The organism is Umezawaea sp., assembly GCF_057122925.1.
This window is the reverse complement of the sequence record NZ_DBNGPQ010000140.1, coordinates 67,117-93,185: the sequence shown is the minus strand read 5'-3', so window position 1 is coordinate 93,185 and position 26,069 is coordinate 67,117. Positions and strand designations below refer to the sequence as shown.

The 26,069-nt window shown below is 71.5% G+C and carries 25 protein-coding genes and 1 pseudogene; 13 read left to right on the top strand and 13 right to left on the bottom strand.

What is annotated here, in order from left to right; translation table 11 throughout:
• Nucleotides 1-114: 114 nt before the first annotated feature.
• From AC156L_RS32040 to sdhC, 4 genes are read right to left on the bottom strand one after another with little or no spacing between them, the layout of a single operon-like run.
• Nucleotides 115-906 (bottom strand): succinate dehydrogenase iron-sulfur subunit, encoded by a 792-nt coding sequence (locus tag AC156L_RS32040; protein ID WP_330879782.1) that lies wholly within the window; start codon nt 904-906, stop codon nt 115-117.
• Nucleotides 906-2,657 carry a succinate dehydrogenase flavoprotein subunit gene (gene sdhA / locus AC156L_RS32035; protein WP_484407561.1) on the bottom strand — a complete coding sequence of 584 codons (1,752 nt, stop codon included), beginning with the start codon at nt 2,655-2,657 and terminating at the stop codon, nt 906-908. Before sdhA ends, AC156L_RS32040 begins: the two co-directional genes overlap by 1 nt.
• Before the next feature lie 21 nt (nt 2,658-2,678).
• Complete coding sequence (locus AC156L_RS32030) at nt 2,679-3,092, bottom strand: succinate dehydrogenase hydrophobic membrane anchor subunit (protein ID WP_330879136.1); 414 nt, start codon at nt 3,090-3,092, stop codon at nt 2,679-2,681.
• The gene (gene sdhC / locus AC156L_RS32025; RefSeq protein WP_330879137.1) at nt 3,092-3,514 is read right to left on the bottom strand and encodes a succinate dehydrogenase, cytochrome b556 subunit; all 423 of its coding nucleotides are present in this window, start codon (nt 3,512-3,514) and stop codon (nt 3,092-3,094) included. The genes AC156L_RS32030 and sdhC overlap by 1 nt, the downstream gene beginning before the upstream one ends.
• 561 nt (nt 3,515-4,075) lie before the next feature.
• Here sdhC and AC156L_RS32020 point away from each other — a divergent pair.
• The 7 genes from AC156L_RS32020 to AC156L_RS31990 all read left to right on the top strand — a co-directional run bounded on the left by AC156L_RS32020 (nt 4,076) and on the right by AC156L_RS31990 (nt 12,678).
• Nucleotides 4,076-5,221, top strand: coding sequence for a BMP family lipoprotein (locus tag AC156L_RS32020; RefSeq protein ID WP_330879249.1), 1,146 nt, complete (start codon nt 4,076-4,078; stop codon nt 5,219-5,221).
• A gap of 77 nt (nt 5,222-5,298) precedes the next feature.
• Nucleotides 5,299-6,924, top strand: a complete 1,626-nt coding sequence (locus AC156L_RS32015; RefSeq protein WP_330879138.1) for an ABC transporter ATP-binding protein — start codon at nt 5,299-5,301, stop codon at nt 6,922-6,924.
• Entirely contained in the window at nt 6,924-8,006 is a 1,083-nt protein-coding gene (locus AC156L_RS32010) for an ABC transporter permease (RefSeq protein WP_330879139.1), read from the top strand. The genes AC156L_RS32015 and AC156L_RS32010 overlap by 1 nt, the downstream gene beginning before the upstream one ends.
• Nucleotides 8,003-9,256 carry an ABC transporter permease gene (locus AC156L_RS32005; protein ID WP_330879140.1) on the top strand — a complete coding sequence of 418 codons (1,254 nt, stop codon included), beginning with the start codon at nt 8,003-8,005 and terminating at the stop codon, nt 9,254-9,256. The genes AC156L_RS32010 and AC156L_RS32005 overlap by 4 nt, the downstream gene beginning before the upstream one ends.
• On the top strand, nt 9,249-9,638 hold the full coding sequence (locus AC156L_RS32000; RefSeq protein ID WP_330879141.1) for a cytidine deaminase: 390 nt from the start codon (nt 9,249-9,251) through the stop codon (nt 9,636-9,638). Before AC156L_RS32005 ends, AC156L_RS32000 begins: the two co-directional genes overlap by 8 nt.
• Complete coding sequence (locus AC156L_RS31995; RefSeq protein ID WP_330879142.1) at nt 9,635-10,909, top strand: thymidine phosphorylase; 1,275 nt, start codon at nt 9,635-9,637, stop codon at nt 10,907-10,909. The genes AC156L_RS32000 and AC156L_RS31995 overlap by 4 nt, the downstream gene beginning before the upstream one ends.
• 2 nt (nt 10,910-10,911) lie before the next feature.
• Nucleotides 10,912-12,678 (top strand): tetratricopeptide repeat protein, encoded by a 1,767-nt coding sequence (locus AC156L_RS31990; RefSeq protein ID WP_330879143.1) that lies wholly within the window; start codon nt 10,912-10,914, stop codon nt 12,676-12,678.
• A 535-nt stretch (nt 12,679-13,213) separates the two neighbouring features.
• Here AC156L_RS31990 and AC156L_RS31985 read toward each other — a convergent pair.
• Entirely contained in the window at nt 13,214-14,407 is a 1,194-nt protein-coding gene (locus tag AC156L_RS31985; RefSeq protein WP_414720043.1) for a hypothetical protein, read from the bottom strand.
• Between the two features lie 414 nt (nt 14,408-14,821).
• On the opposite strand from AC156L_RS31985, the gene AC156L_RS31980 reads away from it, so the two are divergent.
• Complete coding sequence (locus AC156L_RS31980) at nt 14,822-15,907, top strand: adenosine deaminase (RefSeq protein ID WP_330879145.1); 1,086 nt, start codon at nt 14,822-14,824, stop codon at nt 15,905-15,907.
• Between the two features lie 47 nt (nt 15,908-15,954).
• Here the strand turns inward: AC156L_RS31980 and AC156L_RS31975 are convergent, their stop codons facing one another.
• Genes AC156L_RS31975 through AC156L_RS31965 form a run of 3 tightly spaced genes read right to left on the bottom strand, consistent with a single transcriptional unit; the run spans nt 15,955 to nt 18,238 of the window.
• Nucleotides 15,955-17,166, bottom strand: coding sequence for a primosomal protein (locus tag AC156L_RS31975; RefSeq protein ID WP_330879146.1), 1,212 nt, complete (start codon nt 17,164-17,166; stop codon nt 15,955-15,957).
• 56 nt (nt 17,167-17,222) lie between these two features.
• Nucleotides 17,223-17,855, bottom strand: a complete 633-nt coding sequence (locus AC156L_RS31970) for a hypothetical protein (protein ID WP_330879147.1) — start codon at nt 17,853-17,855, stop codon at nt 17,223-17,225.
• Complete coding sequence (locus AC156L_RS31965) at nt 17,852-18,238, bottom strand: hypothetical protein (RefSeq protein WP_330879148.1); 387 nt, start codon at nt 18,236-18,238, stop codon at nt 17,852-17,854. Before AC156L_RS31965 ends, AC156L_RS31970 begins: the two co-directional genes overlap by 4 nt.
• A gap of 55 nt (nt 18,239-18,293) precedes the next feature.
• On the opposite strand from AC156L_RS31965, the gene AC156L_RS31960 reads away from it, so the two are divergent.
• Nucleotides 18,294-18,623, top strand: coding sequence for a YnfA family protein (locus tag AC156L_RS31960; RefSeq protein WP_330879149.1), 330 nt, complete (start codon nt 18,294-18,296; stop codon nt 18,621-18,623).
• Here the strand turns inward: AC156L_RS31960 and AC156L_RS31955 are convergent, their stop codons facing one another.
• Together AC156L_RS31955 and AC156L_RS31950 are read right to left on the bottom strand one after the other, a co-directional pair.
• A complete protein-coding gene (locus tag AC156L_RS31955; RefSeq protein ID WP_330879150.1) occupies nt 18,624-19,817 on the bottom strand; it encodes a C40 family peptidase in 1,194 nt (397 codons plus the stop codon). It abuts the gene before it with no gap.
• Between the two features lie 17 nt (nt 19,818-19,834).
• On the bottom strand, nt 19,835-20,161 hold the full coding sequence (locus tag AC156L_RS31950; RefSeq protein WP_330879151.1) for a hypothetical protein: 327 nt from the start codon (nt 20,159-20,161) through the stop codon (nt 19,835-19,837).
• Nucleotides 20,162-20,251: 90 nt separating this feature from the next.
• Here AC156L_RS31950 and AC156L_RS31945 point away from each other — a divergent pair, with 90 nt between their 5' ends.
• The 4 genes and pseudogenes from AC156L_RS31945 to AC156L_RS31930 form a co-directional block, all read left to right on the top strand.
• Nucleotides 20,252-20,908: an SMI1/KNR4 family protein gene (locus AC156L_RS31945; protein ID WP_484407558.1), complete on the top strand. Its 657-nt coding sequence runs from the start codon at nt 20,252-20,254 to the stop codon at nt 20,906-20,908.
• Nucleotides 20,909-20,973: 65 nt separating this feature from the next.
• A complete protein-coding gene (locus tag AC156L_RS31940; RefSeq protein WP_330879152.1) occupies nt 20,974-21,564 on the top strand; it encodes a type II toxin-antitoxin system antitoxin SocA domain-containing protein in 591 nt (196 codons plus the stop codon).
• The gene (locus tag AC156L_RS31935; protein WP_330879153.1) at nt 21,561-22,148 is read left to right on the top strand and encodes a Fic/DOC family protein; all 588 of its coding nucleotides are present in this window, start codon (nt 21,561-21,563) and stop codon (nt 22,146-22,148) included. The genes AC156L_RS31940 and AC156L_RS31935 overlap by 4 nt, the downstream gene beginning before the upstream one ends.
• Nucleotides 22,149-22,255: 107 nt before the next feature.
• Nucleotides 22,256-22,732 (top strand): annotated as a pseudogene (locus AC156L_RS31930) (VanZ family protein); the annotation flags it as partial.
• Between the two features lie 30 nt (nt 22,733-22,762).
• On the opposite strand, the gene AC156L_RS31925 reads toward AC156L_RS31930, so the two are convergent.
• Genes AC156L_RS31925 through deoC form a run of 3 tightly spaced genes read right to left on the bottom strand, consistent with a single transcriptional unit; the run spans nt 22,763 to nt 26,038 of the window.
• A complete protein-coding gene (locus tag AC156L_RS31925; protein ID WP_330879154.1) occupies nt 22,763-23,629 on the bottom strand; it encodes an aldehyde dehydrogenase family protein in 867 nt (288 codons plus the stop codon).
• Nucleotides 23,622-25,058 carry an aldehyde dehydrogenase family protein gene (locus tag AC156L_RS31920; RefSeq protein WP_330879155.1) on the bottom strand — a complete coding sequence of 479 codons (1,437 nt, stop codon included), beginning with the start codon at nt 25,056-25,058 and terminating at the stop codon, nt 23,622-23,624. Before AC156L_RS31920 ends, AC156L_RS31925 begins: the two co-directional genes overlap by 8 nt.
• A gap of 5 nt (nt 25,059-25,063) precedes the next feature.
• The gene (gene deoC, locus AC156L_RS31915; RefSeq protein WP_330879157.1) at nt 25,064-26,038 is read right to left on the bottom strand and encodes a deoxyribose-phosphate aldolase; all 975 of its coding nucleotides are present in this window, start codon (nt 26,036-26,038) and stop codon (nt 25,064-25,066) included.
• Nucleotides 26,039-26,069: the final 31 nt, after the last annotated feature.

Genomic DNA, 26,069 nt, shown 5'->3' with positions numbered 1-26,069 from the left:
GAGGGGCTCGCGAGGGTCGATATCCCAACTTTCTGGGGGGTGTCCGGTACGCCCCCGGCGACACGGCGAAGCCCCCACCCGGAGTCCGGACGGGGGCTTCGCCGCAGCAGGGGATCAGACGCGCTTGAACAGCAGCGCGCGCTTCACCTCTTGGATCGCCTTCGTCACCTGGATGCCGCGCGGGCACGCGTCGGTGCAGTTGAAGGTCGTGCGGCAGCGCCACACGCCCTCCTTGTCGCTGAGGATGTCCAGCCGCTCCTCGGCGCCCTCGTCACGGCTGTCGAAGATGAACCGGTGCGCGTTCACGATCGCGGCGGGCCCGAAGTACGAGCCGTCCGACCAGTAGACCGGGCACGACGTGGTGCAGCAGGCGCACAGGATGCACTTGGTGGTGTCGTCGAACCGCTCGCGGTCCGCCGCCGACTGCAACCGCTCCCGCGTGGGCTCGGGGGAGTAGTTGATCAGGTACGGCTGCACGGCGCGGAACGCCTCGAAGAACGGCTCCATGTCGACCAGCAGGTCCTTGTGGACCGGCAGACCCTTGATGGGCTCGACGGTGATCGTGGTCGGCTTGCCGCCCGCGGACAGCAGGTCCTTCAGCAGCACCTTGCACGCCAGGCGGTTCACGCCGTTGATCCGCATCGCGTCCGAGCCGCAGATGCCGTGCGCGCACGACCGGCGGAACGTCAGCGTGCCGTCCAGGTACCACTTCACGTAGTGCAGCAGGTTCAGCACGCGGTCCGACGGGAGGGCCGGGATCTCGAAGGAGTCCCAGCGCGGCTCGTCGTCGAACTCCGTGTTGAAGCGCCGGATCTTCAGCGTGACGGTGATCGCGCCCTCGGGCACCGGCGGCTCGGACCCCTTGGAACCCGAAGCGGACGTCTGTTCAGCAGTAGAGGCGGTCATCAGTACTTGCGCTCCATCGGCTGGTACCGGGTAAAGGTCACGGGCTTGTAGTCAAGCCTGATGTCGGCGCTGAGCGCCTCGCCCTGCTTGTAGTACATGCTGTGGCGCATGAAGTTCGTGTCGTCGCGGGTGGGGTAGTCCTCGCGGGCGTGACCGCCCCGCGACTCCTTGCGCGCCAGCGCGCCCACGACCAGCACCTCGGCCAGCTCCAGCAGGAAGCCCAGCTCGACCGCTTCGAGCAGGTCCGTGTTGAAGCGCTTGCCCTTGTCCTGCACGGTGATCCGCGCGTAGCGCTCCTTGAGCGCCTGCACGTCGTGCAGGGCCTGCTTCAACGTGTCCTCGGTGCGGTACACCGACGCGTTGGCGTCCATCGTGGCCTGGAGCGCGATGCGGATGTCCGCGACGCGCTCGTGGCCGTGCTCGGACAGCACCAGCGCGACCTGCGCCTCGACGGCGGCGGCCGGGTTCTCCGGCAGGTCGAGCTGCTCGTGCGCCAGCGCGTACTCGGCGGCGGCTATGCCCGCGCGGCGGCCGAACACGTTGATGTCCAGCAGCGAGTTCGTGCCGAGGCGGTTGGCGCCGTGCACCGAGACGCACGCGCACTCGCCCGCCGCGTACAGGCCGGGGACGACGTGGTCGTTGTCCCGCAGCACCTCGCCGTGGACGTTGGTCGGGATGCCGCCCATGGCGTAGTGCGCCGTCGGGTACACCGGGACCGGCTCGGTCACCGGGTCGACCGCGAGGTAGGTGCGGGCGAACTCGGTGATGTCCGGGAGCTTCGTCTCCAGCACCTCGGCGCCGAGGTGGGTGCAGTCCAGCAGCACGTAGTCCTTGTTCGGACCCGCGCCGCGGCCCTCCAGCACCTCCAGCGCCATCGAGCGGGCGACGATGTCGCGCGGCGCGAGGTCCTTGATGGTCGGCGCGTACCGCTCCATGAACCGCTCGCCGTCGGCGTTGCGCAGGATCGCGCCCTCGCCGCGGGCGCCCTCGGTGAGGAGGATGCCCAGGCCCGCGAGGCCGGTCGGGTGGAACTGGTAGAACTCCATGTCCTCCAGCGGCAGGCCCTTGCGGAACACGATGCCCATGCCGTCGCCGGTCAGGGTGTGCGCGTTCGACGTGGTCTTGAAGACCTTGCCGAAGCCGCCGGTCGCGAAGACCACGGACTTGGCCTGGAACACGTGGATCTCGCCGGTCGCGAGCTCGTAGGCGACCGCGCCGGTGCACACCGGGCCGTCGGCCGTCTCGGTCATGCAGATGTCGAGCACGTAGAACTCGTTGAAGAACTCGATACCGTGCTTGACGCAGTTCTGGTAGAGCGTCTGGAGGATCATGTGGCCGGTGCGGTCGGCCGCGTAGCAGGCCCGGCGGACGGCGGCCTCGCCGTGGTTGCGGGTGTGCCCGCCGAAGCGCCGCTGGTCGATCTTGCCCTCGGGCGTCCGGTTGAACGGCAGGCCCATCTTCTCCAGGTCGAGGACCGCGTCGATGGCCTCCTTCGCCATGATCTCGGCGGCGTCCTGGTCGACCAGGTAGTCACCGCCCTTGATCGTGTCGAAGGTGTGCCACTCCCAGTTGTCCTCCTCGACGTTCGCGAGGGCGGCGCACATGCCGCCCTGCGCCGCGCCGGTGTGCGACCTGGTCGGGTACAGCTTCGTCAGCACCGCGGTGCGGGCGCGCTGGCCGGACTCGATGGCGGCGCGCATACCCGCGCCGCCCGCACCGATGATCACTACGTCGTACTTGTGGAACTGCATTTCACGTTCTCCCGCAGCGCGTCAGTCGGTGATGTTCGGGTCGAAGGTGAAGATCACGAACGTGCCGAGGGAGATGATCAACACCATCGAGACGTAGAGCAGGATCTTCAGCCAGAACCGGGTGGCGTCCTTGCGGGCGTAGTCGTTGATCACCGTGCGGAGGCCGTTGCCGCCGTGGATCTGCGCGAGCCAGAGCATCGACAGGTCCCAGAACTGCCAGAACGGGGACGCCCAGCGGCCCGCGACGAAGCCGAAGTTGATGCGGTGCACGCCGCCGTCGAGGACGTTCATGATGAACAGGTGCCCGAGGACCAGCACCACGAGCGCCATGCCCGAGATGCGCATGAACAGCCAGCTGTAGAGCTCGAAGTTGCTGCGGCGGGCGGCGGGCCTGCGCGGCGCGCGCGGCTTGGCCAGGTCGAGTGCGTTCGACATCAGTTGCCCCCGAACAGGTCGGACAGCGTCCGCTCGATCATGAAGTAGGCGCCGGGCACCATGACGACGACCCAGATGCCGAGGGTGGCCCAGAGCATGCCGCGCTGGAAGCGCGGACCCTTCTCCCAGAAGTCGACCAGCATGATGCGGATGCCGTTGAGCGCGTGGTAGAGCACGGCGCCGACGAGGCCGATCTCCATCACGTTGACGACCGGGTTCTTGTACACCTCGATCACCGCGTCGTACGTCTGCGGCGACACGCGGACGAGCGCGGTGTCGATGACGTGCGCGAACAGGAAGAAGAAGGTGAGGACACCGGTGATGCGGTGGGCGACCCATGACCACATGCCCAGATCGCCGCGGTACAGCGTGCCGCCCCCTCGGGAGGTGCCCTCCCGCTCAGTCGCGGTGGTACTGGCCATGCGCAACGGCCTCCAACGTCAGTGGTGGTTGGTCTGTGAGCTCAACTATTGAGAAAGACCTTGACCATCCGATGCTAGACCTGTGAACACGAACGGACCCAACGGCCGCACCCGCTCTGTGATCGATGGAACACGCGGTCGTTCTTCTGGGTGACCTGGATCGATCCGCACGCTCCCGGCGTTCGCGATCGGGAATCCGAGCGGTCCTCGGAACCGGGTGCGGCGCACGGTGCCCGCGGGGCCGCGACCGCACGCCGCGGGCCCGCCCGGTCCGTGCGGGATCCCGCACGGACCGCTTCGGTGGCGGATTTCCACAGTTGACCTCCGGGAGGGGGCCGGGACCGCCGTTCCCCGTGCTCCCTGGCCACACCCGGAGACCGCCGGGTTACGTCGAGTGGCGAACGATGTCGATCGCATCAACGATTAGGTCACGTGCGAGCCCGCGTGCGTCCTGAGGTCGTTACCAGGGGGTACGGTTCGCCACTCGGAAGACCCGACGGCGTTGTTGTCGGGAGTGTCTGCTCGGTTGAGCAGGGAGGGAGACGAGCCGTGCGTCGTCGAATGCGGGGCATCGCGGTTGCCGCGATCGCGCTGACCAGCGTCATGTCGATGGCAGCGTGTGCCAAGGACTCTGGCAGCACCACCAGCAGCGGGGGTTCCAGCGGAACCGCCACCAGCGGCTGCAAGCTGGCCGAGAAGCCCCCGGCGGCCGCCGCGAGCAGCAGCGCCGCCGCCGACTCCGCCAAGGTGGACGGCAGCGCGCTCAAGGTCGGCCTGGCCTACGACATCGGTGGCCGCGGCGACGCGTCGTTCAACGACTCCGCCGCCGCCGGTCTGGACAAGGCCAAGGCGGAGCTGGGCCTCAAGGCCGAGAACGTCAAGGAGCTGACCGCGGCCCCCAACGAGGCCGAGGACGCGAAGCAGACCCGTCTGCGCCAGCTCGCGACGGACGGCTTCAGCCCGATCGTCGCCGTGGGCTTCGCCTACGCCGAGTCGCTGAAGGTCGTCGCCCCCGAGTTCCCGAACGTCAAGTTCGGCATCGTGGACGGCGTCGTCGAGGGCGCGCCGAACGTCACCGGCCTGGTGTTCGCCGAGGAGCAGGGCTCCTTCCTCGCGGGCGTCATCGCCGCGTACCAGAGCAAGGGCTGCCACATCGGCTTCGTCGGCGGCGTCAGCATCCCGCTGATCCAGAAGTTCGAGGCGGGCTACGTGCAGGGCGCCAAGAAGGCGGCCCCGGACATCAAGATCGAGCAGAAGTACCTGACCCCGGCCGGTGACTTCACCGGGTTCCAGGACCCGACCAAGGGCCAGGTCGTCGCGCAGGGCCAGATCGAAGCGGGCGCCGACGTGCTCTACCACGCCTCCGGTGCCTCCGGCAAGGGCGTCTTCGCCGCTGCCAAGGCGGGCGGCGCCAAGGCCATCGGCGTCGACTCCGACCAGTACAACCAGGCCACGGTCGCCGAGTCCAAGGACGTGATCGTCTCGTCCATGCTCAAGCGCGTCGACGTCGCGGTCTTCGACTTCGTCAAGGCCGTCGCGAAGAACGACCTGGCGAGCCTGCCGAAGGTCTTCGACCTGAAGGTGGACGGCGTCGGCTACGCCACGTCGGGTGGCAAGATCGACGCCGACCTGGCGGCGGTCCTCGAGGGCTACAAGGCCCAGATCATCGAAGGCAAGATCACCGTCTCGGACAAGCCGAGCAGCTGACGTCAGACTGCCGGTCGTGCTGGGCCCCGCGAGCACGTCTCGTGGGGCCTTGCACGTCGTAGTGGGAGTTTTCAACGATGAGCGGTTCCACCTCCGCCGACCTGCCGGCGGCCATCGGGGATCCCGAAGGCCCGCCCGCCGTCGTGCTGTCCGGCATCACCAAGCGCTTCCCCGGCGTCGTCGCCAACAGCGACGTCCACCTGAGCGTCCGAGTCGGCGAAGTCCACGCCCTGTGCGGTGAGAACGGCGCGGGCAAGTCCACCCTGATGAAGATCCTCTACGGGATGCAGCACCCCGACGAGGGCACCATCGACGTGGCGGGCGAGCGCGTCCACTTCCGCACCCCGGCCGACGCGATCAAGGTCGGGATCGGCATGGTGCACCAGCACTTCATGCTGGCCGACAACCTGACCGTCCAGGAGAACGTCGTGCTCGGCGCCGAGGCGCTGCACGGCATCGGCGGCAGGGCGCGCAAGCGGATCCTCGAACTCGCGGGCGACACGGGCCTGAACGTCGACCCCGGCGTGCTGGTGGAGAGGCTCGGCGTCGCGGACCGGCAGCGCGTGGAGATCCTCAAGGTGCTCTACCGCGGTGCCAAGGTGATCATCCTGGACGAGCCGACCGCGGTGCTCGTGCCGCAGGAGGTGGACGAGCTCTTCGCGACCCTGCGGAGCATGCAGGAGCGCGGCTTCACGTTCCTCTTCATCTCGCACAAGCTGGACGAGGTGCGCGCCATCGCCGACTCCGTGACGGTCATCCGCCGCGGCACGACGGTCGGCACCGCCGACCCCAAGGCGGTCAGCTCCCGGCAGCTCGCGGAGATGATGGTCGGCAGCGAGCTGCCCAGCCCGGAGACCAGGGAGTCCACGGTCACCGACCGCGAGGTGCTCCGCGTCGAGGGCCTCGCGCTGGTGGCGCAGGAGGGCACCCGGCCGGTGCTCGACGGCATCGACCTCGTGGTCCGCTCCGGCGAGGTCGTCGGCATCGCGGGCGTCGAGGGCAACGGCCAGACCGAGCTGGTCGAGACGATCATGGGGATGCGCCGGGCGTCGTCGGGCCACGTGGCCCTCGTCGACGCCGGGGGCGCGTCGCGCGACCTCACCAGGCTGGGCACGCTCGCCCGGCGCGAGGCGGGCATCGGGTACATCCCCGAGGACCGCCACCGCCAGGGCCTGCTGCTCACGCAACCGCTGTGGGCCAACAGGATCCTGGGCTACCAGACCCGCAAGCCCACCGCGCGGGGCGCCTGGCTCGACATCGCGGGCGCCAAGGAGGACACCCAGCGCATCGTGGACGAGTTCGACGTCCGCACGCCGGGCATCGACGTGGCCGCCGCCGCGCTGTCCGGCGGCAACCAGCAGAAGCTGGTCGTCGGCCGCGAGCTGTCCGGCGACCCCGTGCTGCTCATCGCGTCGCACCCGACCCGCGGCGTCGACGTCGGCGCGCAGGCGCTGATCTGGGACGAGATCAAGCGCGCGCGGGCCGCGGGCCTCGCCGTGCTGCTCATCTCCGCCGACCTGGACGAGCTGATCGGCCTGTCGGACACCATCAAGGTCATGCTGCGCGGCAGGCTCGTCGCCGACGCGGACCCGAACACCGTCACACCGGAAGACCTGGGCAGCGCGATGACCGGTGCGGGCAGCACCAGCGACGCGGTGGCGGAACTTGCCGTTGACGACTCAGTCGAGGAAGGCGAGCGCTGATGGGCAAGGTGCGCGGCAATCTGCTTCCGCCTGCGCTGGCGATCCTGTTCTCCGCTCTGCTGTGCGGAATCGCGCTGCTCGTCTCGGGGGCGAACCCCCTGAAGGCGTTCGGCGCGATGGTGACGCAGGTCGGCCAGGGGTCGACCGCGGTCGACATCATCAACAGCACGGGCACGTACTACATCGCGGCGCTCGCCGTCGCGATCGGCTTCCAGATGAACCTGTTCAACATCGGCGTCGAGGGCCAGTACCGGGTCGCGGCGGTCGTCGCGGCCGTGTTCGGCGGCTCGGTGGCGCTGCCGCCCGGCATCCACGCGCTGGCGATCATCCTGGTCGCCGCCGTCGCGGGTGCGGCGTGGGCCGCGATCCCGGCGATCCTCAAGGTGACGCGCGGCGTCAACGAGGTCATCTCCACGATCATGATGAACGGGCTGGCGCTCGGCCTGGCGGCGTACCTGATCCGCGACGACGTGTTCGGCGAGCTGCGGGGCAACAACATCCGCACGCCCGAGATCGCGTCGTCCGGCTGGGTGCCCGGCATCTCGCTCGGCGGCTCCGGCACGATCTTCGGCCTGGTGTTCCTGGCCGCGGCGCTGGGCATCGGCTACTGGGTGATGATGAACCGCACCCGCTTCGGCTTCGAGCTGCGGGCGTCCGGCGAGTCGTCCACGGCCGCCGCCGCGGGCGGTGTCAGCGCGAAGAAGATGATCCTGGTCGCGATGCTGCTCTCCGGTGCCATCGCGGGTCTGGTCTCGATGCCCGAGATCCTCGGCCGCGACCACACGTACAACCTGAACTTCCCCGCGGGCATCGGTTTCTCCGGCATCGCCGTCGCGCTGCTCGGCCGCAACCACCCCGGAGGCATCGCGTTCGGCGCGCTGCTGTGGGCGTTCCTGGACAAGTCGGGCCTCGCGTTGGACAACGTGGGCGTGCCGAGGGAGATCGTGACGATCATGCAGGGTGCGATCGTGCTGTCCGTCGTGGTCGCCTACGAGGTCGTCCGCCGCTACGAGCTGGCCGCCGAACAGCGGCGCGTCGGCCGACAGCTCGGCACCGCCGAGCCCGTGGGAGGTGCGGCATGACCGCGTTGACCGACGCACCGCTGACGTCCATCCCGCCGCAGCGCAAGAAGGCGCTGCCCGGCTGGGCGACGGGCATGATCGCGATGGCGGGCGCCATCGCGCTGCTGTCCACCACCTCGTACCTGACCGGCGTGCCGCAGCTGACGTCGTCCGGCACCATCCAGACCGCCGTCCGGCTGGCGCTGCCGATCCTGCTCGCGGGTCTCGGCGGCCTGTGGGCGGAACGCGCGGGCGTGGTCAACATCGGCCTCGAAGGCATGATGATCATGGGTACCTGGGGCGCGGCGTGGGCCGGCTACCAGTGGGGCCCGTGGGCCGCGCTCGCCGCCGCCGCCGTGTTCGGCGCGCTGGGCGGCCTGCTGCACGCCATCGCCACCGTGACGTTCGGCGTCAACCACATCGTCTCCGGTGTGGCGATCAACCTGCTCGGCGCGGGACTGACGAAGTACCTGTCCACGCTGATCTTCTTCCCGATCTCGAACAACCCGCGCGAGTCCCCGGCGGTGCCGAAGTTCGACACGTACTCGGCGGGGGGCCTGTCCGACTGGCTCAAGACGCTGGAGGACGAGCAGCGGGTGGCCATCTCCGACGTCGCGGGCATCCTGCGCGGCCTGATCACCGGCGTCTCCCCGCTGACGATGCTGGCGGTCCTGTTCGTGATCGGCAGCTACCTGGTCCTGTGGCGCACGCGGTTCGGCCTGCGGCTGCGGTCGTGCGGCGAGAACCCGACGGCCGCGGAGTCGCTGGGCGTCAACGTCTACCTGTACAAGTACGCGGCCGTGGTCATGTCCGGCGCCCTCGCGGGCATCGGCGGCGCGGCGCTCGTGCTGAACCCCGGCAACCCCGGCTACCTGGAGGGCCAGACCAACGGCCGCGGGTTCATCGGCCTCGCGGCGATGATCTTCGGCAACTGGCGTCCCGGTGGCCTGCTCGGCGGCGCGGCCCTGTTCGGCTACGCCGACGGCCTCCAGCTGCGCAGCGGCGGCAAGACGTTCCTCGCGCTCGTCTACGGCGCGGTGCTGCTGCTCGCGGTCATCGTGGTCTGGCAGCTCGTCCGCCGCCGCTGGTTCGCCGCGGCGGCGGGCATCGTCGCCGCGGGCCTGCTCTACGGCGTGTACTACAGCGTCGACGAGGTCCCGAGCGAGCTCACCGCGTACGCCCCGCACCTGGTCACACTGGTCGTGCTGGCCGTCGCGTCGCAACGGCTGAGGATGCCCGCGGCGGACGGCGTGGTGTACCGCCGTGGCTGAGGTCGACTGGGCCCTGCTGCGGGAACGGGCGGTGGAGGCCGCCCAGAACGCCTACTGCCCGTACTCCGGGCTCCAGGTCGGCTCGGCCGCGCTGTGCGACGACGGCCGGATCGTGGTGGGCTGCAACGTGGAGAACGCGGCGTACGGCGTCGGGCTGTGCGCCGAGTGCACGATGGCCGGTCAGCTCCGGCTGACCGGCGGCGGCCGCTTCGTGGCCGTGGCGTGCCGCAGCGGCGCGGGCGACCTGCTGATGCCGTGCGGTCGCTGCCGCCAGGTGCTGTTCGAGCTGGGCGGTGCCTCGTGCCTCGTGGACACCCCGCGCGGCGTGCTGCCGATGAGCGACGTGCTGCCCGACGCGTTCGGACCGGAGGACCTGCCATGAGCTTCAGCGCGGTCGACGTGATCCGGGCCAAGCGCGACGGGCACCGGCTCACCGACGAGCAGATCGACTGGGTCGTCGCCGCCTACACCAGGGGCGACGTCGCGGACGAGCAGATGTCCGCGCTGGCCATGGCGATCTTCCTCAACGGCATGGAGTCGTCCGAGACGGCCCGCTGGACCAGGGCGATGGTCCTGTCCGGCGACCGGCTCTCGCTCGACGTGGACCGCCCCACCGTGGACAAGCACTCGACCGGCGGCGTCGGCGACAAGATCACCCTGCCGCTCGCGCCGCTGGTCGCCGCGTGCGGCGCGGCCGTGCCCCAGCTCTCGGGCCGGGGCCTCGGCCACACCGGCGGCACGCTGGACAAGCTGGAGTCCATCCCCGGCTGGCGCGCCCAGCTCTCGCTGGACGAGATCGCAGCCCAGCTCTCGTCCACCGGCGCGGTGGTCTGCGCGGCCACCGAGGGCCTGGCCCCCGCGGACCGCAAGCTGTACGCGCTGCGCGACGTGACGGCCACGGTCGAGGCCATCCCGCTCATCGCCAGCTCGATCATGAGCAAGAAGATCGCCGAGGGCGCCGAGGCGCTGGTGCTGGACGTGAAGGTCGGCTCCGGCGCGTTCATGAAGACCCTGCCGCAGGCCAGGGCGCTGGCCGACGCGCTGGTGTCCATCGGCGTCGACCACGGGCTGAGGATCAGCGCCCTGCTCACGGACATGTCCGTGCCGCTGGGCGTCGCGGTCGGCAACGCCGTCGAGGTCGCCGAGTCGGTGGAGGTGCTGCGGGGCGGCGGACCGGCCGACGTGGTCGAGCTGACCGTGGCGCTGGCCGGGGAGATGCTGTCGCTGGCGGGGATCTCGGTCGACCCGGCCGAGGTCCTGGCCTCCGGTCGGGCGTACGAGACGTGGGAGCGGATGATCCGGGCCCAGGGCGGCGACCCCGACGCCCCGCTGCCGGTCGGCGCGCACAAGCACGTGGTCACCTCCCCCGAGGACGGCGTTCTGTCCACTTTGGACGCCTACGCCGTCGGGGTCGCCGCGTGGCGGCTGGGAGCGGGCCGGGCGCGCAAGGAGGACCCGGTGCAGGCGGGCGCGGGCGTGCTCTGCCTGGCCAAACCCGGTGACCGCGTGGAGCGCGGGCAGCCGCTGCTGGAACTGCGCACCGACACCCCGGACGCCGTGCCCTACGCTCTGGAGGCGCTGACCGGCGGCTACGCGGTGACCGACACCGCCACCACCCACGGACCGCTGGTGATAGACACCATTCGAGGCTGACCGTGGTTCCCCTGAGCACCGAACTGCGCCGCGCCCGCACGGCCTTCCTGTGCGGCTGCGTCGCACTGGTCGTCGGCGCGGCGCTGGCCGTGTACGCGGCGGTCGACAAGGCCGTCACCCTGCCGACCGCCGCCCTCCCCTTCGCCCTGGTGCTGATGGTGGTCGGCCTGCTGGCCGCCCTGCTCGGCAAGCGGGCGGAGTTGCAGGAGAAGAGGGCGAAGGGCGACCGCGAGTGGCGCGCGGCGGTGAGCCCGCTGCTGCGCCAGTGGCCGCTGCCCAAGGCCCGCGCCCTGTCCGATGTGGACTGCGGTGCCACCAGGACGAGGCACACGGACGGCGCCAACCCGTACGTCCCCCGCACGGCGGACCGCCCGCTCCGCTACGCGCTGGGCTCGCGCCGCTTCGTGCTCCTGCGCGGCGACTCGAAGGCGGGCAAGTCCCGCACCCTGGCCGAGGCGCTGCGCCACACCCACCCGGACGCCGACGTGGTGCTGCCCCGCGACACCAGGGCCGTCGCCGAGCTGTCCAGGCTGGAACCCCCGCTGCCGCTGGAGGACGCGGTCGTCCTGCTGGACGACCTCACCACCACCGACCTCGACCTGCTCACCACCGCCGTCCTGGACTTCTGGGCCACCAGGGCCGTCCTGGTCGGCACCATCACCACGTCCCGCCACGAGGCGGCCCTGCGCACCGGTTCGGACGTGGGCGCGGCGGCCCGCTCGGCGCTGGCGAGGGCGACGGTCGTGGACCTCCCGTTCGAGCTGACGGCGGCCGAGCTGGCGGCGGCGCGCGACGACTACCCCGACGAGCCGGGCTTCACGACCACGTCCGGCATCGGCGAGGTCCTGGTGGGCGGTGAGGAACTGGTCCGCAAGCTCCGCGCGGGCAGGCGCGACAGCCCGGCGGGCCAGGCCATCGCCCGAGCGGCCGTCGACGCCCGCAGGGTCGGCCTCGGACGGCCCGTCACCGAACCGGAGCTGGTCCGGCTGTTCCCGAAGTACCTCGAACGCATCACCGTGGGCGTGGACCCCACGGAGGACGTCTTCGCGGCGGGCCTGTCGTGGGCGACGACCCCCATCGCCTCCCAGGTGGCGCTGCTCCGCAGGGTCACCGGCGGCTTCGAACCGCTCGACTACGTCGTCACCGCCGAGGCGGGCACGCCCCTGCCGGAGGACACCGCCCCGGACCTGCTGGCGATCACCTCGCCCGCCGACGCCTACGGCCTGGCCGCGGCGGCCTACACCGCGGGCCGCCGCGACGTGGCCCGCGACGGCTTCCGCAAGGCGATGGAGCACCCGGAGTCGCTGCCCGCCGCGGCGTTCTCGCTGGCCATCACCATGGCGGACCAGGACGACGCCGCCGGAGCGGAACGCGCCTACCAGCAGGCGGTGGCCACGGAGGACCCGCTCTACGCATACCTGGCGGGCGTGAACCTCGGCTTCCTGCACCTGAAGCGGGGCGCCGTGGACGAGGCGGAGGCGGCCTTCGCGGCGGCGGCGAGCACGAGGCCGCTGGAACGCGGTCCACGGGCCCGCGTCGGGTTGGCCGAGGTGCACCTGGTCAGGAACCAGCACGCGGAGGCCGCGGCCCTCTTCCGGCAGGTGGCGGCCCTGGACGACCCGGCCACCACGCCCATGGCGCTGCGCGGGCTGGCCAAGACCCTGGAGGCGCAGGGGGACCGGGCGGCGGCGCAGGAGGTCTACCGCACGGCGGCGACCAGCGCCAACCCCGAACTGGTGGCCTGGGCGAAGGCGGCCCTGGAGTCCTGATCCGAGCCGCTTCCCGGCTGGGCGGCTGGGCTCGACGGCGGCCCCGCGCTCCGGGCCGGGGTGACCGTGGAGGTCGTGGGGCGGGACTGGCCTGCTCCCTGGTTGGGCGGTCGGGTTGCCGCGGAGTCCTGGACGGGATGAGGTCTCCGCTCCGGGCGGGCGGTTCGGCCGGAGCCGGGGCCGGGGTTGTCGCGGAGCCTTGAGGCGGAACGTGGCCTTCGGTCGAGCGGGACGGGCGGTTGTGCTGGAGCGCGGGGCCGTCGTGGAGTGCTGGAGCGGGGAGGGGGATCTGGTCCCCGACCGGGTCCTGTCGTTCCCAAGCCGGAGCGCGGGCGGGCGGTTGAGCCCTGGAGCGGCGAGGGGATCTGATCGCCGGCCGGGTCCTGCGTTCCCAAGCCGGAGCGCGGGCGGGTGGTTGCCGTTGGAGCTGTGACGTTCCGAATGCGGTGGCGTGCGTCACCCAGCCCTGGAATCGGCTCCGCGGCAAGCGAAAGGCCCGACCCCCGGTGCGGGAGTCGGGCCTTCGGCGTGGCGGTCAGGCGCCTTCGGCGGCCATCTCGTCGTCGTCCATGTGCTCCTTGCCGGGGGGCTTCGGACCGTTCTTGCGGGTCCGGCGCTGCGGCCTGGGCAGTGCGGTGGGCGGCGGGGGCGGGGTGGGCGAGCCGCCGCCGAGGATCAGCTCGGCGAACGTGGCCATGGCCTCGTCCAGCTGGCCGCCGATCCGCAGCTCCGACTCCTGGTTGCTCTTGCGCACCAGCGACGTCAGCGACTCGACGTCCGGACGGGCCGCCACGGAGCCCTCGACCTTGACCAGGCCCTGCTCGACCACGCCGGACAGCTCGCCGAGGCGCGCGGTGAAGTCGTCCTCGACCGCGTCGAGGCGGTTGGTCATGGTGTCGAGGCGCGAGGTGACCTGCTCCAGGCGCTGCGCGAGCGCTTCGAGGCGGTCGGTCGCGTCGACCTGGTCGCGGGTCTCCTCCAGGGCGGTGTGCAGCGCCTCGCGGGCCTCGTCCAGCTTGCCGTTGACCGTGCTGCGGGTGTCCGAGAGGGACGAGTGCAGCGAGTCGCGGGTCTCGGTGAGGGACGAGTGCAGGCCGTCGCGCGTGGAGTTGAGGTTGTCGCGGGTCTCGTCCAGGCGCCCGTGCAGGGCGTTGGCGGAGTCCGTGAGCGACTTCTGGAGGCCTTCGCGGGTGCCGTCGAGGTGCTCGTGCACGCCCTCGTCGACCTCGTCCAGACGGCCGCGCAGGGACGCTTCGAGGGTCTCGATGCGCTCGCGCAGCGGACCGGTGACGAGCGAGGGGAGCTGCTCGGCCTTCCCGTCCTGCTTGTCGAGGTGGCCGTCGAGGTCGTCGATGCGCTTGTGGATGTGCGCGAGCTTGTCCTCGAGCCCGTCCATCCGGCCCGCCACGCCCTCGAAGCGGCCCGCGACGCCGTCGAGACGGCCGTCGAGCTGCGCGAACGGCTTGGCGAGCTTGTCGACGAGCCCGTCGACGGCCCGGCTGATGCCCTGGACGGCGGTGTCCTGCGCCTCCAGCTTGGACAGCGCCTCGTCCAGGCGCTCGGCCAGCACGCTGACCTCGGTCCGGTCGGGCAGCTCGGACAGGCGCTTGCGAACGGAACCCAGCGACTCGAGCGGAGACATCCGCGCGTGGATCTCGTCCAGAGCATCGAAGATCTGCTGCTGCTCGCTCTCACGGATCTCCGCGGCGCGCGTGAGCATGTTGCGCATCCGGTCGAAGGACATCGTGGAGCTGGTGTTCTCGGTCACGGCTGAATGCCTTCGTCCAGGGGAGGGGGAGACTTCCGGGAGCCTATCCAGGTTGGGGCCCGAGTTTGTAGCACCCCCCGGCTCGGATCGCCCGGTTTCGCGGAGTGACTGCTCCATTAGAGTTAACGAACCGGAGGCTACTCGGTGGTAACTGAATGGAGCCAGACTACTCCTGCGCGTGAATCGCGACCGTGTGAGTGACTAAAGCCCAATTCGCGATCGCGGTCCGTAGCGCATCACGAGTGCGCAACGTCTTGCCGGCACACGACCGGGTTGTTTCAGGCGATCAAGGTAACGCGATTGTTGATCATAGGGCTTCCAAGATCGTTTGCCGTGCTGATCCCACGGCGTGTCGCCAGGTATAACGTGTCGGCCATGTCGACTCCCCTTGCCCTGGAGGCCATCCGCAGCGCGCCGAAGGTGCTGCTGCACGACCACCTGGACGGTGGCCTCCGTCCCCAGACGGTGATCGAACTCGCCGAGGCGTCCGGCCACCCCGGACTGCCCACCACCGACGCCGCACAGCTCGGCGACTGGTTCCGCGAGAACGCGGACTCGGGCTCCCTCGTCCGCTACCTGGAGGGCTTCGCCCACACCTGCGGCGTCATGCAGGACGAGGCCGCGCTGGTGCGCGTCGCCGCGGAGGCCGCCGAGGACCTGGCCGCCGACGGCGTGGTCTACGCCGAGGTCCGCTACGCCCCCGAGCTGTTCACCGAGCGCGGGATGCGCCTGGAGCAGATCGTGGAGGCCATCCAGGAGGGCTTCCGCCAGGGCGAGCGCACCGCCGCCGCGGCCGGGAAGCAGATCCGCGTCGGAACGCTGCTGTGCGCCATGCGCCAGAACGACGGCTGGCTGCCCTACGCCGAGCTGGCCGTGAAGTACCGCGACGCCGGTGTCGTCGGCTTCGACATCGCGGGTCCCGAGGCGGGCTTCGAGCCCACCCGCGGCCTGGAGGCGTTCGAGTACCTCCGCAAGGAGAACGCCCACTTCACCATCCACGCGGGCGAGGCGGCGGGCGTCGAGTCCGTGTGGGAGGCCGTGCAGATCTGCGGCGCCGAGCGCCTCGGCCACGGCGTCCGGATCGTCGAGGACATCGAGTTCGACGGCGAGCACGCCGAGCTGGGCCGGGTCGCGAGCTACGTCCGCGACCGGCGCATCGCGCTGGAGGTCGCCCCCACGTCGAACCTGCACACCGGCATCGCGAAGACGCACGCCGAGCACCCGTTCGACAAGCTGTACAAGGCGGGCCTGCGGGTCACCGTCAACACCGACAACCGGCTGATGAGCCAGTGCTCCGCGTCCGGCGAGAACGCCGCGCTGGTCGAGGCGTTCGGCTACGGCTGGGCCGACCTGGAGACGTTCGCGATCAACGCGATGAAGTCCGCGTTCATCCCGTTCGCCGAGCGCAACGCGATCATCGACGACGTGATCGTCCCCGGTTACGCGGCCCTCAAGGCCTGACGACGCGACAGGGCCCCCGCCGCGGCGGGGGCCCTGCCGCGGCGGGCCTAGTGGATGTTCAGCCGGTCCTCGAACGCGGCGGACAGCGTGCGCCACGCCGTGACCTCGGCCTCGAACGGCGCGCTGGGCGCGAGCCGCGTGGGGTCGGGCTTGAGCACGTAGGACACCAGCCAGCCGAGGCTCTCGGACTTGTTCAGCGCGACCTTCACGCTGTCGTCGTGCGCCCACTCGGCGGCGTCCTCGAACAGCTCCACCGCGAGGTCGAGCTGCGTCGGGTCGACCGCGTCCGGGCCGTCGGCGATGTCCTCGTCCAGGCCGGTCAGCACGTAGACGTTGTCCGGGTCGACGTCGACCTCCAGGTCGCCGCCGGTCGCCTTGACGACGATCTCCTGGAAGGTCGACACCTCGGCCAGGTCGTTGTCCTCGGCCTCGACCAGGAAGCGGGACAGCGCGCGCGGCGACGTGAACGCGTCGATGCGGCCCTTGCGGCCCAGGAACACCGGCTGGTCGTCGAGGTAGCAGCGCAGAGTGTAGTACTCGCCCTGGCCGGTGATGACCTTGATCGGGTCGATGCCGACCTCGGCCCAGAAGCCCGTCGGCTCGGCCTCTTCGTCCTCGTCGGCGTCGTCGTCCTCGGCCTCCGCGGCGGCCTGCGCCTCCTGGAGGATCGCGAGTTCCTTCTGCGCGCCCGCGAGGACGTTCTCGTCCACGTCCGGCGTCGTCACGACGCTGTCGATGGCGTCGAGGACGTCGTCCCACTTCTCGGCGATGACCTCGGACAGCTCGGTCCACAGCGCGGTGCCCTCGCGGCCGCTGAACGGCAGCGTGCCCTGCGGCAGGAGCGAGAAGCCCTCCGCCGAGTCCAGCACCTCGTGCACCTTCTCCAGGTCGCACACGTCCGCGAGCGAGCGCACGATCGCGATGACGTCGGCCAGCTCGCCGATCACCCACGTGTCGGGGTCGTCCGCGACCAGCTCGGGCACGCCGACGAGGTCGAACTGGTGGTTCTCGTCCGGCGAGAGGTCGCCGACCGACAGCGCGGGCACCGAGTGCCACGCCGGGTGGTCGGCCAGGTCGTGCTCCTCGACCTTGCGGACGAACGCCGCGAGGTGGGCGGCGTCGGGGAACGCGTACAGGTCCTCCTCGTGGCCGAGGAAGGCCTCCCACTCCTCACCCTCTTCACGCCAGCGGGGAGCCCACAGCGTGACCAGGTCCCCCTGGGTCAGCCCCAGTTCGATAGGGACGATGTCCTGCGCCATCAGACCTCCAGGTCACACCATGCCGTGCGGATGCGCGGCAAAGCCTACGGGGTGGATCAACGGCCGAAACCGCCGGTGCCGAACGGATCCGCGAAGTACGCGTCCTCATCGTCGTCCACCGGCGGGCGGGGCGTGCGGCCGGCCCGCGCGGGTGGAGGCGGGGTTGGTGCGAACGGCCGAGCGGGAGGCGCCTCGGTGGGCGCCTCGATCGTGCCGCCGTACGGCGGCTGCTCGGCGGGCTGGAACACCTGCCGCACGCCGCCGCGCTCGCGGAACTGCTCCGCGGGGCGCGGGGCGGCGGGTTCCCGGTGCCGCGAGGGAGGAGGGGCGTCGGTGTACGGGGCCCGGCCCGCGGCGTCGGCCGCCGTGCGGAACGGCGGCGGTCCGGCGAAGCCCTCGACGGCGATGGCCATGCTGTCGCCCAACGACTTCGCCAGCTCGTTGTACCCGCGCTGCACCGCGGCGTCGGTGGCCAGCCTCGCGGTCTCGACCACGAGCTGCCCGACGGCCCGAGGGCCGTGCCCGAGCGCGTGGGGGTGCAGCCGCAGCCACGTCAGCACACCGGTCGCCGTCGCCGTCGCGACCGCCATGCGGCTCGGGTGCTCGGCCGTTCCCGTGGAGTTCGCCAGCACCTCGGTCAACCGCTCCGCCGCCTGCCTGCGCTGCTCGGCGCCGTCGACCTCGTTCACCGGGACCACCGCTCGGGGGCGGGTTCCTCGGCCCCCGGCTCGAAGCCGAGTTCGGCGAGGCCGTTCGCGGTGCCGGGGTCGACGACGCGGCCCAGCGAGCGGTGCAGGCGGGCACCCGCGTCACGGGCGGCGCGCGCGGCGACGCGGACGATCTCGTCGGCCAGCGCGTCCGGGCCCATGCGCAGCGCGCCGGGCTCCAGGTTGATCTCGGAGGGTGCCGCGCCGGGCGGCGTGACGACGGTGACGGTCCCGTCCGCCGAGGTCGCCCGGCCCAGCACCGGGCCGCCGCGGGCCAGGTGGTCGGCGACCCGCCGCTCGGTCTCCACCACCCTCCGGTTCGCGCGGTCGACCTCCGCGCCGACCTGGTCGTCGAGATCACTCACGTGCCCACCCCCTTTCCGGTCAGTGTGCCGGAACGGCGGCCACTACGTTGGCCGCATGGTCGTGCTCCGGTCGGTTCTGCTGTTCGCGCTGGCCGCCGTCGCGGAGATCGGCGGCGCCTGGCTGGTGTGGCAGGGCGTCCGCGAACACCGCGGCTGGCTGTGGATCGGCGGCGGGGTGGTCGCGCTCGGCCTGTACGGCTTCGTCGCGACCCTCCAGCCGGACGCCCACTTCGGCCGGATCCTCGCCGCGTACGGCGGGGTGTTCGTGGCCGGGTCGCTCGCCTGGGGTGCGGTCGTCGACGGCTACCGGCCGGACCGCTGGGACGTCACCGGGACCCTGGTCTGCCTGCTCGGCGTCGGCCTGATCATGTACGCCCCGCGCTGATCAGGCCGTCGGCCGGTAGAAGCCGTAGAACTCCATGCCGCTGTTGCTGGTCCGCAGGTTGCCGACCTGGACGGGGTCGCCCGCCTCCACGATCTGGCCGTTGCCGATCACCATCGCCACGTGCCCGCTCCACACGACGAGGTCGCCGGGCAGGAGCTGGTCCGCGGGCACCGAGGCCCCCATCGCCTGCGACGACGCGGGCCGGGGCAGGTCGAAGCCGGCGCCCGCGTAGGCCCACTGGGTCAGGCCGCTGCAATCCGTGCCCTGCGGCGGGTTCGCGCCGCCCCACACGTACGGCGTGCCGAGCGCGGACAGCGCGTTGCGCACGGCCGCGGCGGCCTGCTCGTTCGGCGCCTCGGCGCTGCTGCCGTCCGGCAGGTTCACGCCCACGCCCGAGCCGGGCTGCGGCGGGATCGCGACCGGCAGCCGAGGACCGGTGCCGCCGCCTCCGCCACCACCTCCGCCGCCCCCTCCACCGCCGCCGCCGCCTCCGCCGGTGCCTCCACCGCCCGACCCGCCGCCGCCGGTCGACCCCGTGGCCGGGGGCGCGGCCGGGTCGCCGCCGGTGCCGGTGCTCGCGCTGGACGCGGACGTCGTGCCCTCGCTCAGCTCGATGCCGATCGGCTCGCCCAGCGCCTTCAACGCGCCCGTGTCCGGCTTCTCCAGCCCGTTCAGCTGCGCCACGGCCGCCGTCAGCTGGTCGCGCACCTTCTGGAGCTCACCCGCGGACCTGCCCTCGTACTCGCGCGCCTCGCTCGCGATCGAGGCCGCCACGGCGATCGAGGCGCCGGGACCGCCGAAGAGACCCGCGCCGACCGCCGCCGCCAGCCTCGGGGTCGCGTAGGAGATGAACTCGTCGATCAGGCCCTGGATCGCGGTGCGGCCGGTCGTCACCGCGCTCACGGCGCTCGTCGCCGCCGTCTGCGCGGTGGTGCTGTTGCGCGCCACCGCCTGGAGGCCGCCGGACAGCGTGGCGACCCGCGACTGGAACGTGTTCGCCTTGTCGCCGTACCAGGTGCCGAGCACCGCGTTGGCGGCTCCGGTGTGCCGACCGTCGATGTCGGTCAGCGCGGTGCTCGCCCTGCCGAAGGCGTCCGCGGCGCGCGTGGCGCCACCGGTGTCGCCCTCCAGCTTGGCGAGGTGGTCCCGCATCGGCTGGACCAGTGACGAGATGAACCCCGCGACGTCGACCACGAACCCGTTCTCCTGACTCAGACCTGGTAGCTGTGGTTGATGTCGTCCTCGGCCTGCGCCTGCTGCTCGGTGTAGGCGGTGCCCGCCTTCGACACCGCCGTGGCGAAGCCCGACAGGCCGGCCGCCGCCGCGGCGACGGCGTCCAGCTGGGCCTTCGCGGCCTGCTGGAACGCGGCCGACAGCCCGACCTCGCCGCCGAGGGCGCCGAACGCGTCGGCGGGCAGCGAGTCGACGCCGGTGAGCGTGGACGTGCCCACGGTCCCGAGTTCGGCACCCAGTCCCGCCGCGGTCGTGCCGAACGACGCCAGTGCGTCGGTGTCGACGCCGAAACCCTTCTCCACCACGACCCCACCCCTTTTCCACGATGTTCGACGGGCCCGCCCTCCCCGGCGTTCCCGCGACCCTGCTCCGGGAATCGTGCACCATCCGCCGCGGTGCCGTGTGGGCTTTCGACCAGCCGGTACGCCCCGATCGTGCCCCGATGGGCGGTACCACGCCGGACGCCTCGCCTTGATCATGGACACGTGGGTGTTCTGGTGCACTGGAAGCGGATAGTGGACTGGCTCGGAGAGCACGCCCCGGTAACCGGTTCCGAGTTGCGCGATGGTGAGGACCCGGCCGCGGTGCAGGCGCTTTCGCAGGAAACAGGACTCGTTCCACCGGATGAGCTCCGGACGTGGTGGTCGGTGTGCGGTGGCACGGAGAACCTGGCGTTCGCCGAGGTCCTCCCGCCGTTCTACACGCCGATCGGACCGACCGACGCGCTGCGCTCGTGGCGGCTGAAACGGGCGTTCTGGCCGTCCGGGCTCGACACCGAGGCGGGCACGCCGACCACGGGTTTTCACCCGATGTGGTTACCGATCGCATTCGACGGCTGCGGCGACGCGCTGGCCGTCGACATGCGTCCCGGTGTGCTGTCCGGCTGCGTCGTGGAGTGGGACCGGGAGTGCCACGAGATGGTGAAACCGGAGTGGACCTCCGTCACGGAGATGCTCGACCAGGTGGCGACGGCGCTGGAGCAGCGCAGCAGGCTCGGCCACTGCGAACCGCTCGTCACGCACGACGGGAGGCTCGACTGGCGCACCGGCTGAGCGCGTGGTCCGGTAGGATCGGGGTAGCTGAAACCGCAGCTCACGAGGCTTGAGGGGGTGGTGGCGTGGCCGATGTCCACGACGTGGCGGCAGCGCTGCTGGCCGCCACCGGGCCCGAGTCGCCGATGAAGCTCCAGAAGCTCCTCTACTACAGCCAGGCGTGGCACCTCGCCGGTCGCGGCACGGCGCTGTTCGACGCGCCGATCGAGGCGTGGAGCCGCGGTCCCGTGGTGCCCGAGGTCTACCGGCGGCACGTCGGCCTGACCGAGGTGCACTCGTGGGACGAGGGCGACCCGTCCCGGCTGGCGGCGGGCGAACGCGCGGTCGTGGAGTCGGTCGTCGAGCGGTACGCCGGGTTCAGCAGGCACGAGCTGAGCGAGATGGCGCACGAGGAGGAGCCGTGGCGCTCCGCCCGAGGTGCCCTCCCGGACTCCGAGCCCAGCAGCGCGCCGATCCCGCACGAGGCGATGCGGCGGTACTTCCGCAGGCTCACCAGCGACCCGGAGACGGCCGTGGCGGAAGCGCGGGCGTCGGTGGGGCTCGAAGGGCTCAGCGTGTCCACCGAGGCGCTGGAGGCCGCGCGCGCGGTCGTGCGCGGCGAGGTCGGGGCGGACGAGGCCGTGGCGCGGCGGATCGAGGCGCTGCTCCGATCGTGACCGCCGAGGATCCCTACCTCGATCCCGGCTCGAAGGTGCTCGTCAACAAGCTCGGCGTGGTCGACGCCGTGCTGTTGCGGCAGATCGAGGCCGAAGCGACGTTCCTGCGCGACGCGCAGCTCAAGGCCGTGGTGCTGCCCGGCCGGTTCGACCTGGCGCACCTGTGCGCGTTCCACCGCCACCTGTTCGGCGACGTCTACCCGTGGGCGGGGGAGGTCCGGCGGGTCGACCTGACGCGCACGGCGACGTTCGCGCACTGGGCGCACGTCGAGTCCTACGCGGGCGAGGTGTTCGGGCAGCTCCGGGAGGAGCGGTTCCTGTCCACCCCGGACGAGGAGCGCTTCCTGGACCGCTTCACGCACTTCTACGCCGAGGTGAACGCGCTGCACCCGTTCCGCGAGGGCAACGGTCGCGCGCAGCGGGCGTTCTTCCGCCAGCTCGCGCTGCACGCCGGGCGGCGGGTCGACTTCGGACTGCTGGACCCGGCCGAGTACAACGAGGCCTGCCGGATCAGCATGGTCGGCTCGACGGACCCGCTGCGCGGGCTCTTCGCGACCGCCGTGGTCCCCGGTGCTGACGGCTGATCATCCTGCGGGCGTACGCGCGCGGTCGGCCGAACGGCCGAGGGGACGCCCCCGCGGGGACTCTCCGACCGATGCCCGAGCACGAGGTCGGCTCATAGCGTCGAAGCATGACGAACGCACAGCTCGTGGCCATCGGGTGGGGACTGGTGGGCTTCGCGGCCCTGTGGCCGGTCCTCCTGCTGGCGAAGCCGAAGCAGCTGGTCACCGCCAGTGCCGCGCTGCTGTACTCCACCACGCTGGTCGGGTTGGTGCTGCTGCCGATCGGCGGGGCGGCGCCGGAGCAGGTGCTCCAGCCGGTGCCGTTCCAGTGGGTCGCCGACATCGGCGTTGAGCTGGCGAAGCACGGGCTGCCCGCGTCGCGGGCGCTGGAGACGCTCACGTTCCAGCAGGTGGTGCTGAACGTGCTGCTGTTCGCACCGCTGGGGTTCCTCGGTCGGTGGCTGTGGCACCTCGGTCCGATGAGGACGGTGGCGCTCGGCTTCGCCGTGTCGCTGGGGATCGAGACCGCTCAGCTCACGGCGGGGCACCGGATCTTCGACGTGGACGACCTGATGACCAACACCGCGGGCGCCGCTGCCGGGTGGTTCGCGGCGGCCGCGGTGCTGGTGGTCACGTCACACGCCCGCCGGGTGCCACACCGTCTTGGTCTCCAGGAACGCCCGCAGGCGGCTGGTGCCCGGCTCACCGGTGAAGTCCTCGGCCGCGCGGGTGCGCAGGACGCGCTTGACGGTGCCCGCCGCGGACCGCTCCAGGTCGGCGCGGAGCTCGTCGGGGGCGCCGGTGAGGTCGAGCGCGTTGACGTCCGCGTGTGACGCCAGCCAGGGCGCGATCTCCGCGGTCCTGCCGGTCAGCAGGTTCACCACGCCACCGGGGACGTCGGAGGTGGCCAGCACCTCGGACAGCGTGATCGCGGGCAGCGGTCGGTCCTCGCTCGTCACCACGACGGCCGTGTTGCCGGACGCGATCACCGGGGCCACCACGCTGATCAGGCCGAGCAGCGACGACCGCTGCGGCGCGAGCACCGCGACGACGCCGGTCGGCTCGGGAGTGGAGAACGAGAAGTACGGCCCGGCGACGGGGTTCGAGCTGCCCAGCACCGCGGCGATCTTGTCCGTCCAGCCCGCGTACCAGACCCAGCGGTCGATGGCCGCGTCCACCAGGGCCTGCGCCTTCTTCGCGCCGATGCCCTCGGCGGCCGACACCTCGGTGGCGAACTGGTCGCGACGGCCTTCGAGCACCTCGGCGACGCGGTACAGCACCTGGCCGCGGTTGTACGCCGTGGCGCCGGACCAGCCCGCGAAGGCCTTGCGGGCCGCCGACACCGCGTCGCGGGCGTCCTTGCGGGAGCCCTGGGCGGCGTTCGCCAGGAACGCGCCCTTCGCGTCGGTCACGGGGTAGCTGCGGGCCGACTCGGACCGCGGGAACTTGCCCCCGATGTAGAGCTTGTACGTCTTGGCGACGGTCACGCGGTTCTCAGACATCGAGGTACGCCTCCAGCCCGGCCCGGCCGCCCTCGCGACCGAAGCCCGACTCCTGGTAGCCGCCGAACGGGGCGGTGGGGTCGAAGCGGTTGAACGTGTTGGCCCACACCACACCGGCGCGCATCTTCTGCGCCGCCCACAGGATGCGGGAGCCCTTGTCGGTCCAGATGCCCGCCGACAGCCCGTAGGGCGTGTTGTTCGCCTTCGCCACGGCCTCGTCCGGCGTGCGGAACGTGAGGACCGACAGCACCGGGCCGAAGATCTCCTCGCGGGCGATCCGCATCGCCTGCGACACCCCGGAGAACACCGTGGGCGCGAAGTAGAAACCCTTGTCCGGCAACGGGCACGCGCTCGTCCAGCGCTCGGCGCCCTCGGCCTCGCCCGCCGCGGCCAGCTCCTGGATCCTCGTGAGCTGCTCGCGGGAGTTGATCGCGCCGACGTCGGTGTTCTTGTCCAGCGGGTCGCCGACGCGCAGCGTCGACACGCGGATCCGCAGCTTCTCCAGGAACTCCTCGGCGATCGACTCCTGGAGCAGCAGCCGGGAACCCGCGCAGCAGACGTGGCCCTGGTTGAAGAAGATGCCGTTGACGATGCCCTCGACGGCCTGGTCGATCGGCGCGTCGTCGAACACGATGTTCGCCGCCTTGCCGCCCAGTTCGAGGGTGAGCTTCTTGCCGGTGCCCGCGAGCTGCCGCTGGATCAGCTTGCCGACCTCGGTCGAACCGGTGAACGCGACCTTGTCCACGCCGGCGTGCCCGACCAGCGCGGCGCCGGTGTCACCGGCGCCCGGCAGGATGTTGACCACGCCCGGCGGCAGGTCGGCCTGCTGGATGATCTCGGCCAGCACCAGCGCCGTCAGCGGCGTCGTCTCGGCGGGCTTGAGCACCACCGTGTTGCCGGTCGCCAGAGCGGGCGCGATCTTCCACGCCGCCATCAGCAGCGGGAAGTTCCACGGGATCACCTGGCCCGCGACGCCGAGGGGCCTCGGGTCCGGCCCGTAGCCCGCGTAGGAGAGCTTGTCCGCCCAGCCCGCGTGGTAGAAGAAGTGCGCCGCGGCCGTCGGCACGTCGACGTCGCGCGACTCCTTGATCGGCTTGCCGTTGTCCAGGCTCTCCAGCACCGCGAGTTCCCGCGAGCGCTCCTGGACGAGCCGCGCGATGCGGTAGATGTACTTGGCCCGCTCGGCACCGGGCATCGTGCTCCACACCCGGTCGTGGGCGCGGCGCGCGGCCTTGACCGCGGTGTCCACATCGGACGCCGACGCCGTGCTGACCTCGGCGAGGACCTCCTCGGTGCCGGGGTTGATCGTCTTCAGCGGCTCGCCGGAGCCTTCGACGAACTCGCCGTCGACGAACATCTTGTACTCGGGCTTGAGGTTCGCGACGTCCCGCGATTCGGGGGCGGGGGCGTATTCCCAGAGCTGGCTCATCGTGTTCAGTCCACCGTCACGTAGTCGGGGCCGCTGTAGTGGCCGTCCAACTGGGTCCGACGCTGCATCAGCAGGTCGTTGAGCAGGGTCGAGGCGCCGAAGCGGAACAGGTCGGCGGTCAGCCACTCCGGTCCCGCGACCTCGTGCACGGCCACCAGGTACTTGATCGCGTCCTTGGTGCTGCGGATCCCGCCCGCGGGCTTCACGCCGCGCAGCTCCCCGGTCTGCTCGCGCCAGTCCCGGACGGCCTGGAGCATCACGTGCGTCACCGGCAGCGTCGCCGCGGGCGCCACCTTGCCGGTCGAGGTCTTGATGAAGTCGCCGCCCGCCAGCAGCGCCAGCCACGACGCGCGCCGCACGTTGTCGTAGGTCGCCAGCTCGCCGGTCTCCAGGATCACCTTGAGGTGCGCGGACCCGCACGCCTCCTTGACCTGCCGGATCTCGTCGAACACCGCGCCGTAGTCGCCGGACAGGAACGCGCCGCGGTCGATCACCATGTCGATCTCGTCAGCGCCCTGCTCGACGGCGAACCGCGTGTCGGCGAGCTTCACGGCCATGATCGACCGGCCGGACGGGAACGCCGTCGCCACGCTGGCGACGTGCACCCCGGTGCCCTCCAGCCCGGCCTTCGCGGTGGCCACCATGTCCGGGTAGACGCACACCGCGGCCACCTTCGGCACCTCGGGCCGGTCCGGGTCGGGGCGCCGCGCCTTGGCGGCCAGCGACCGCACCTTCCCGGCGGTGTCCGCGCCTTCGAGCGTGGTCAGGTCCACCATGGAGATCGCGGTGTCGATGGCCCACATCTTCGCGGCCTTCTTGATGCTGCGGGTCGCGAGACCGGCCGCACGTTGTTCCACGCCGACCTGGTCGACGCCGGGCAGACCGTGCAGGAACCGACGCAGCGAAGCGTCGTCCCGAACGGCATCGGCAAGGGCCGGTGGCAGCGGTGCCAACGGCGATGGTGACGGAGCGGCAGCCATGGGGCCCACTCTAAGCGGACTGGCACGCCCG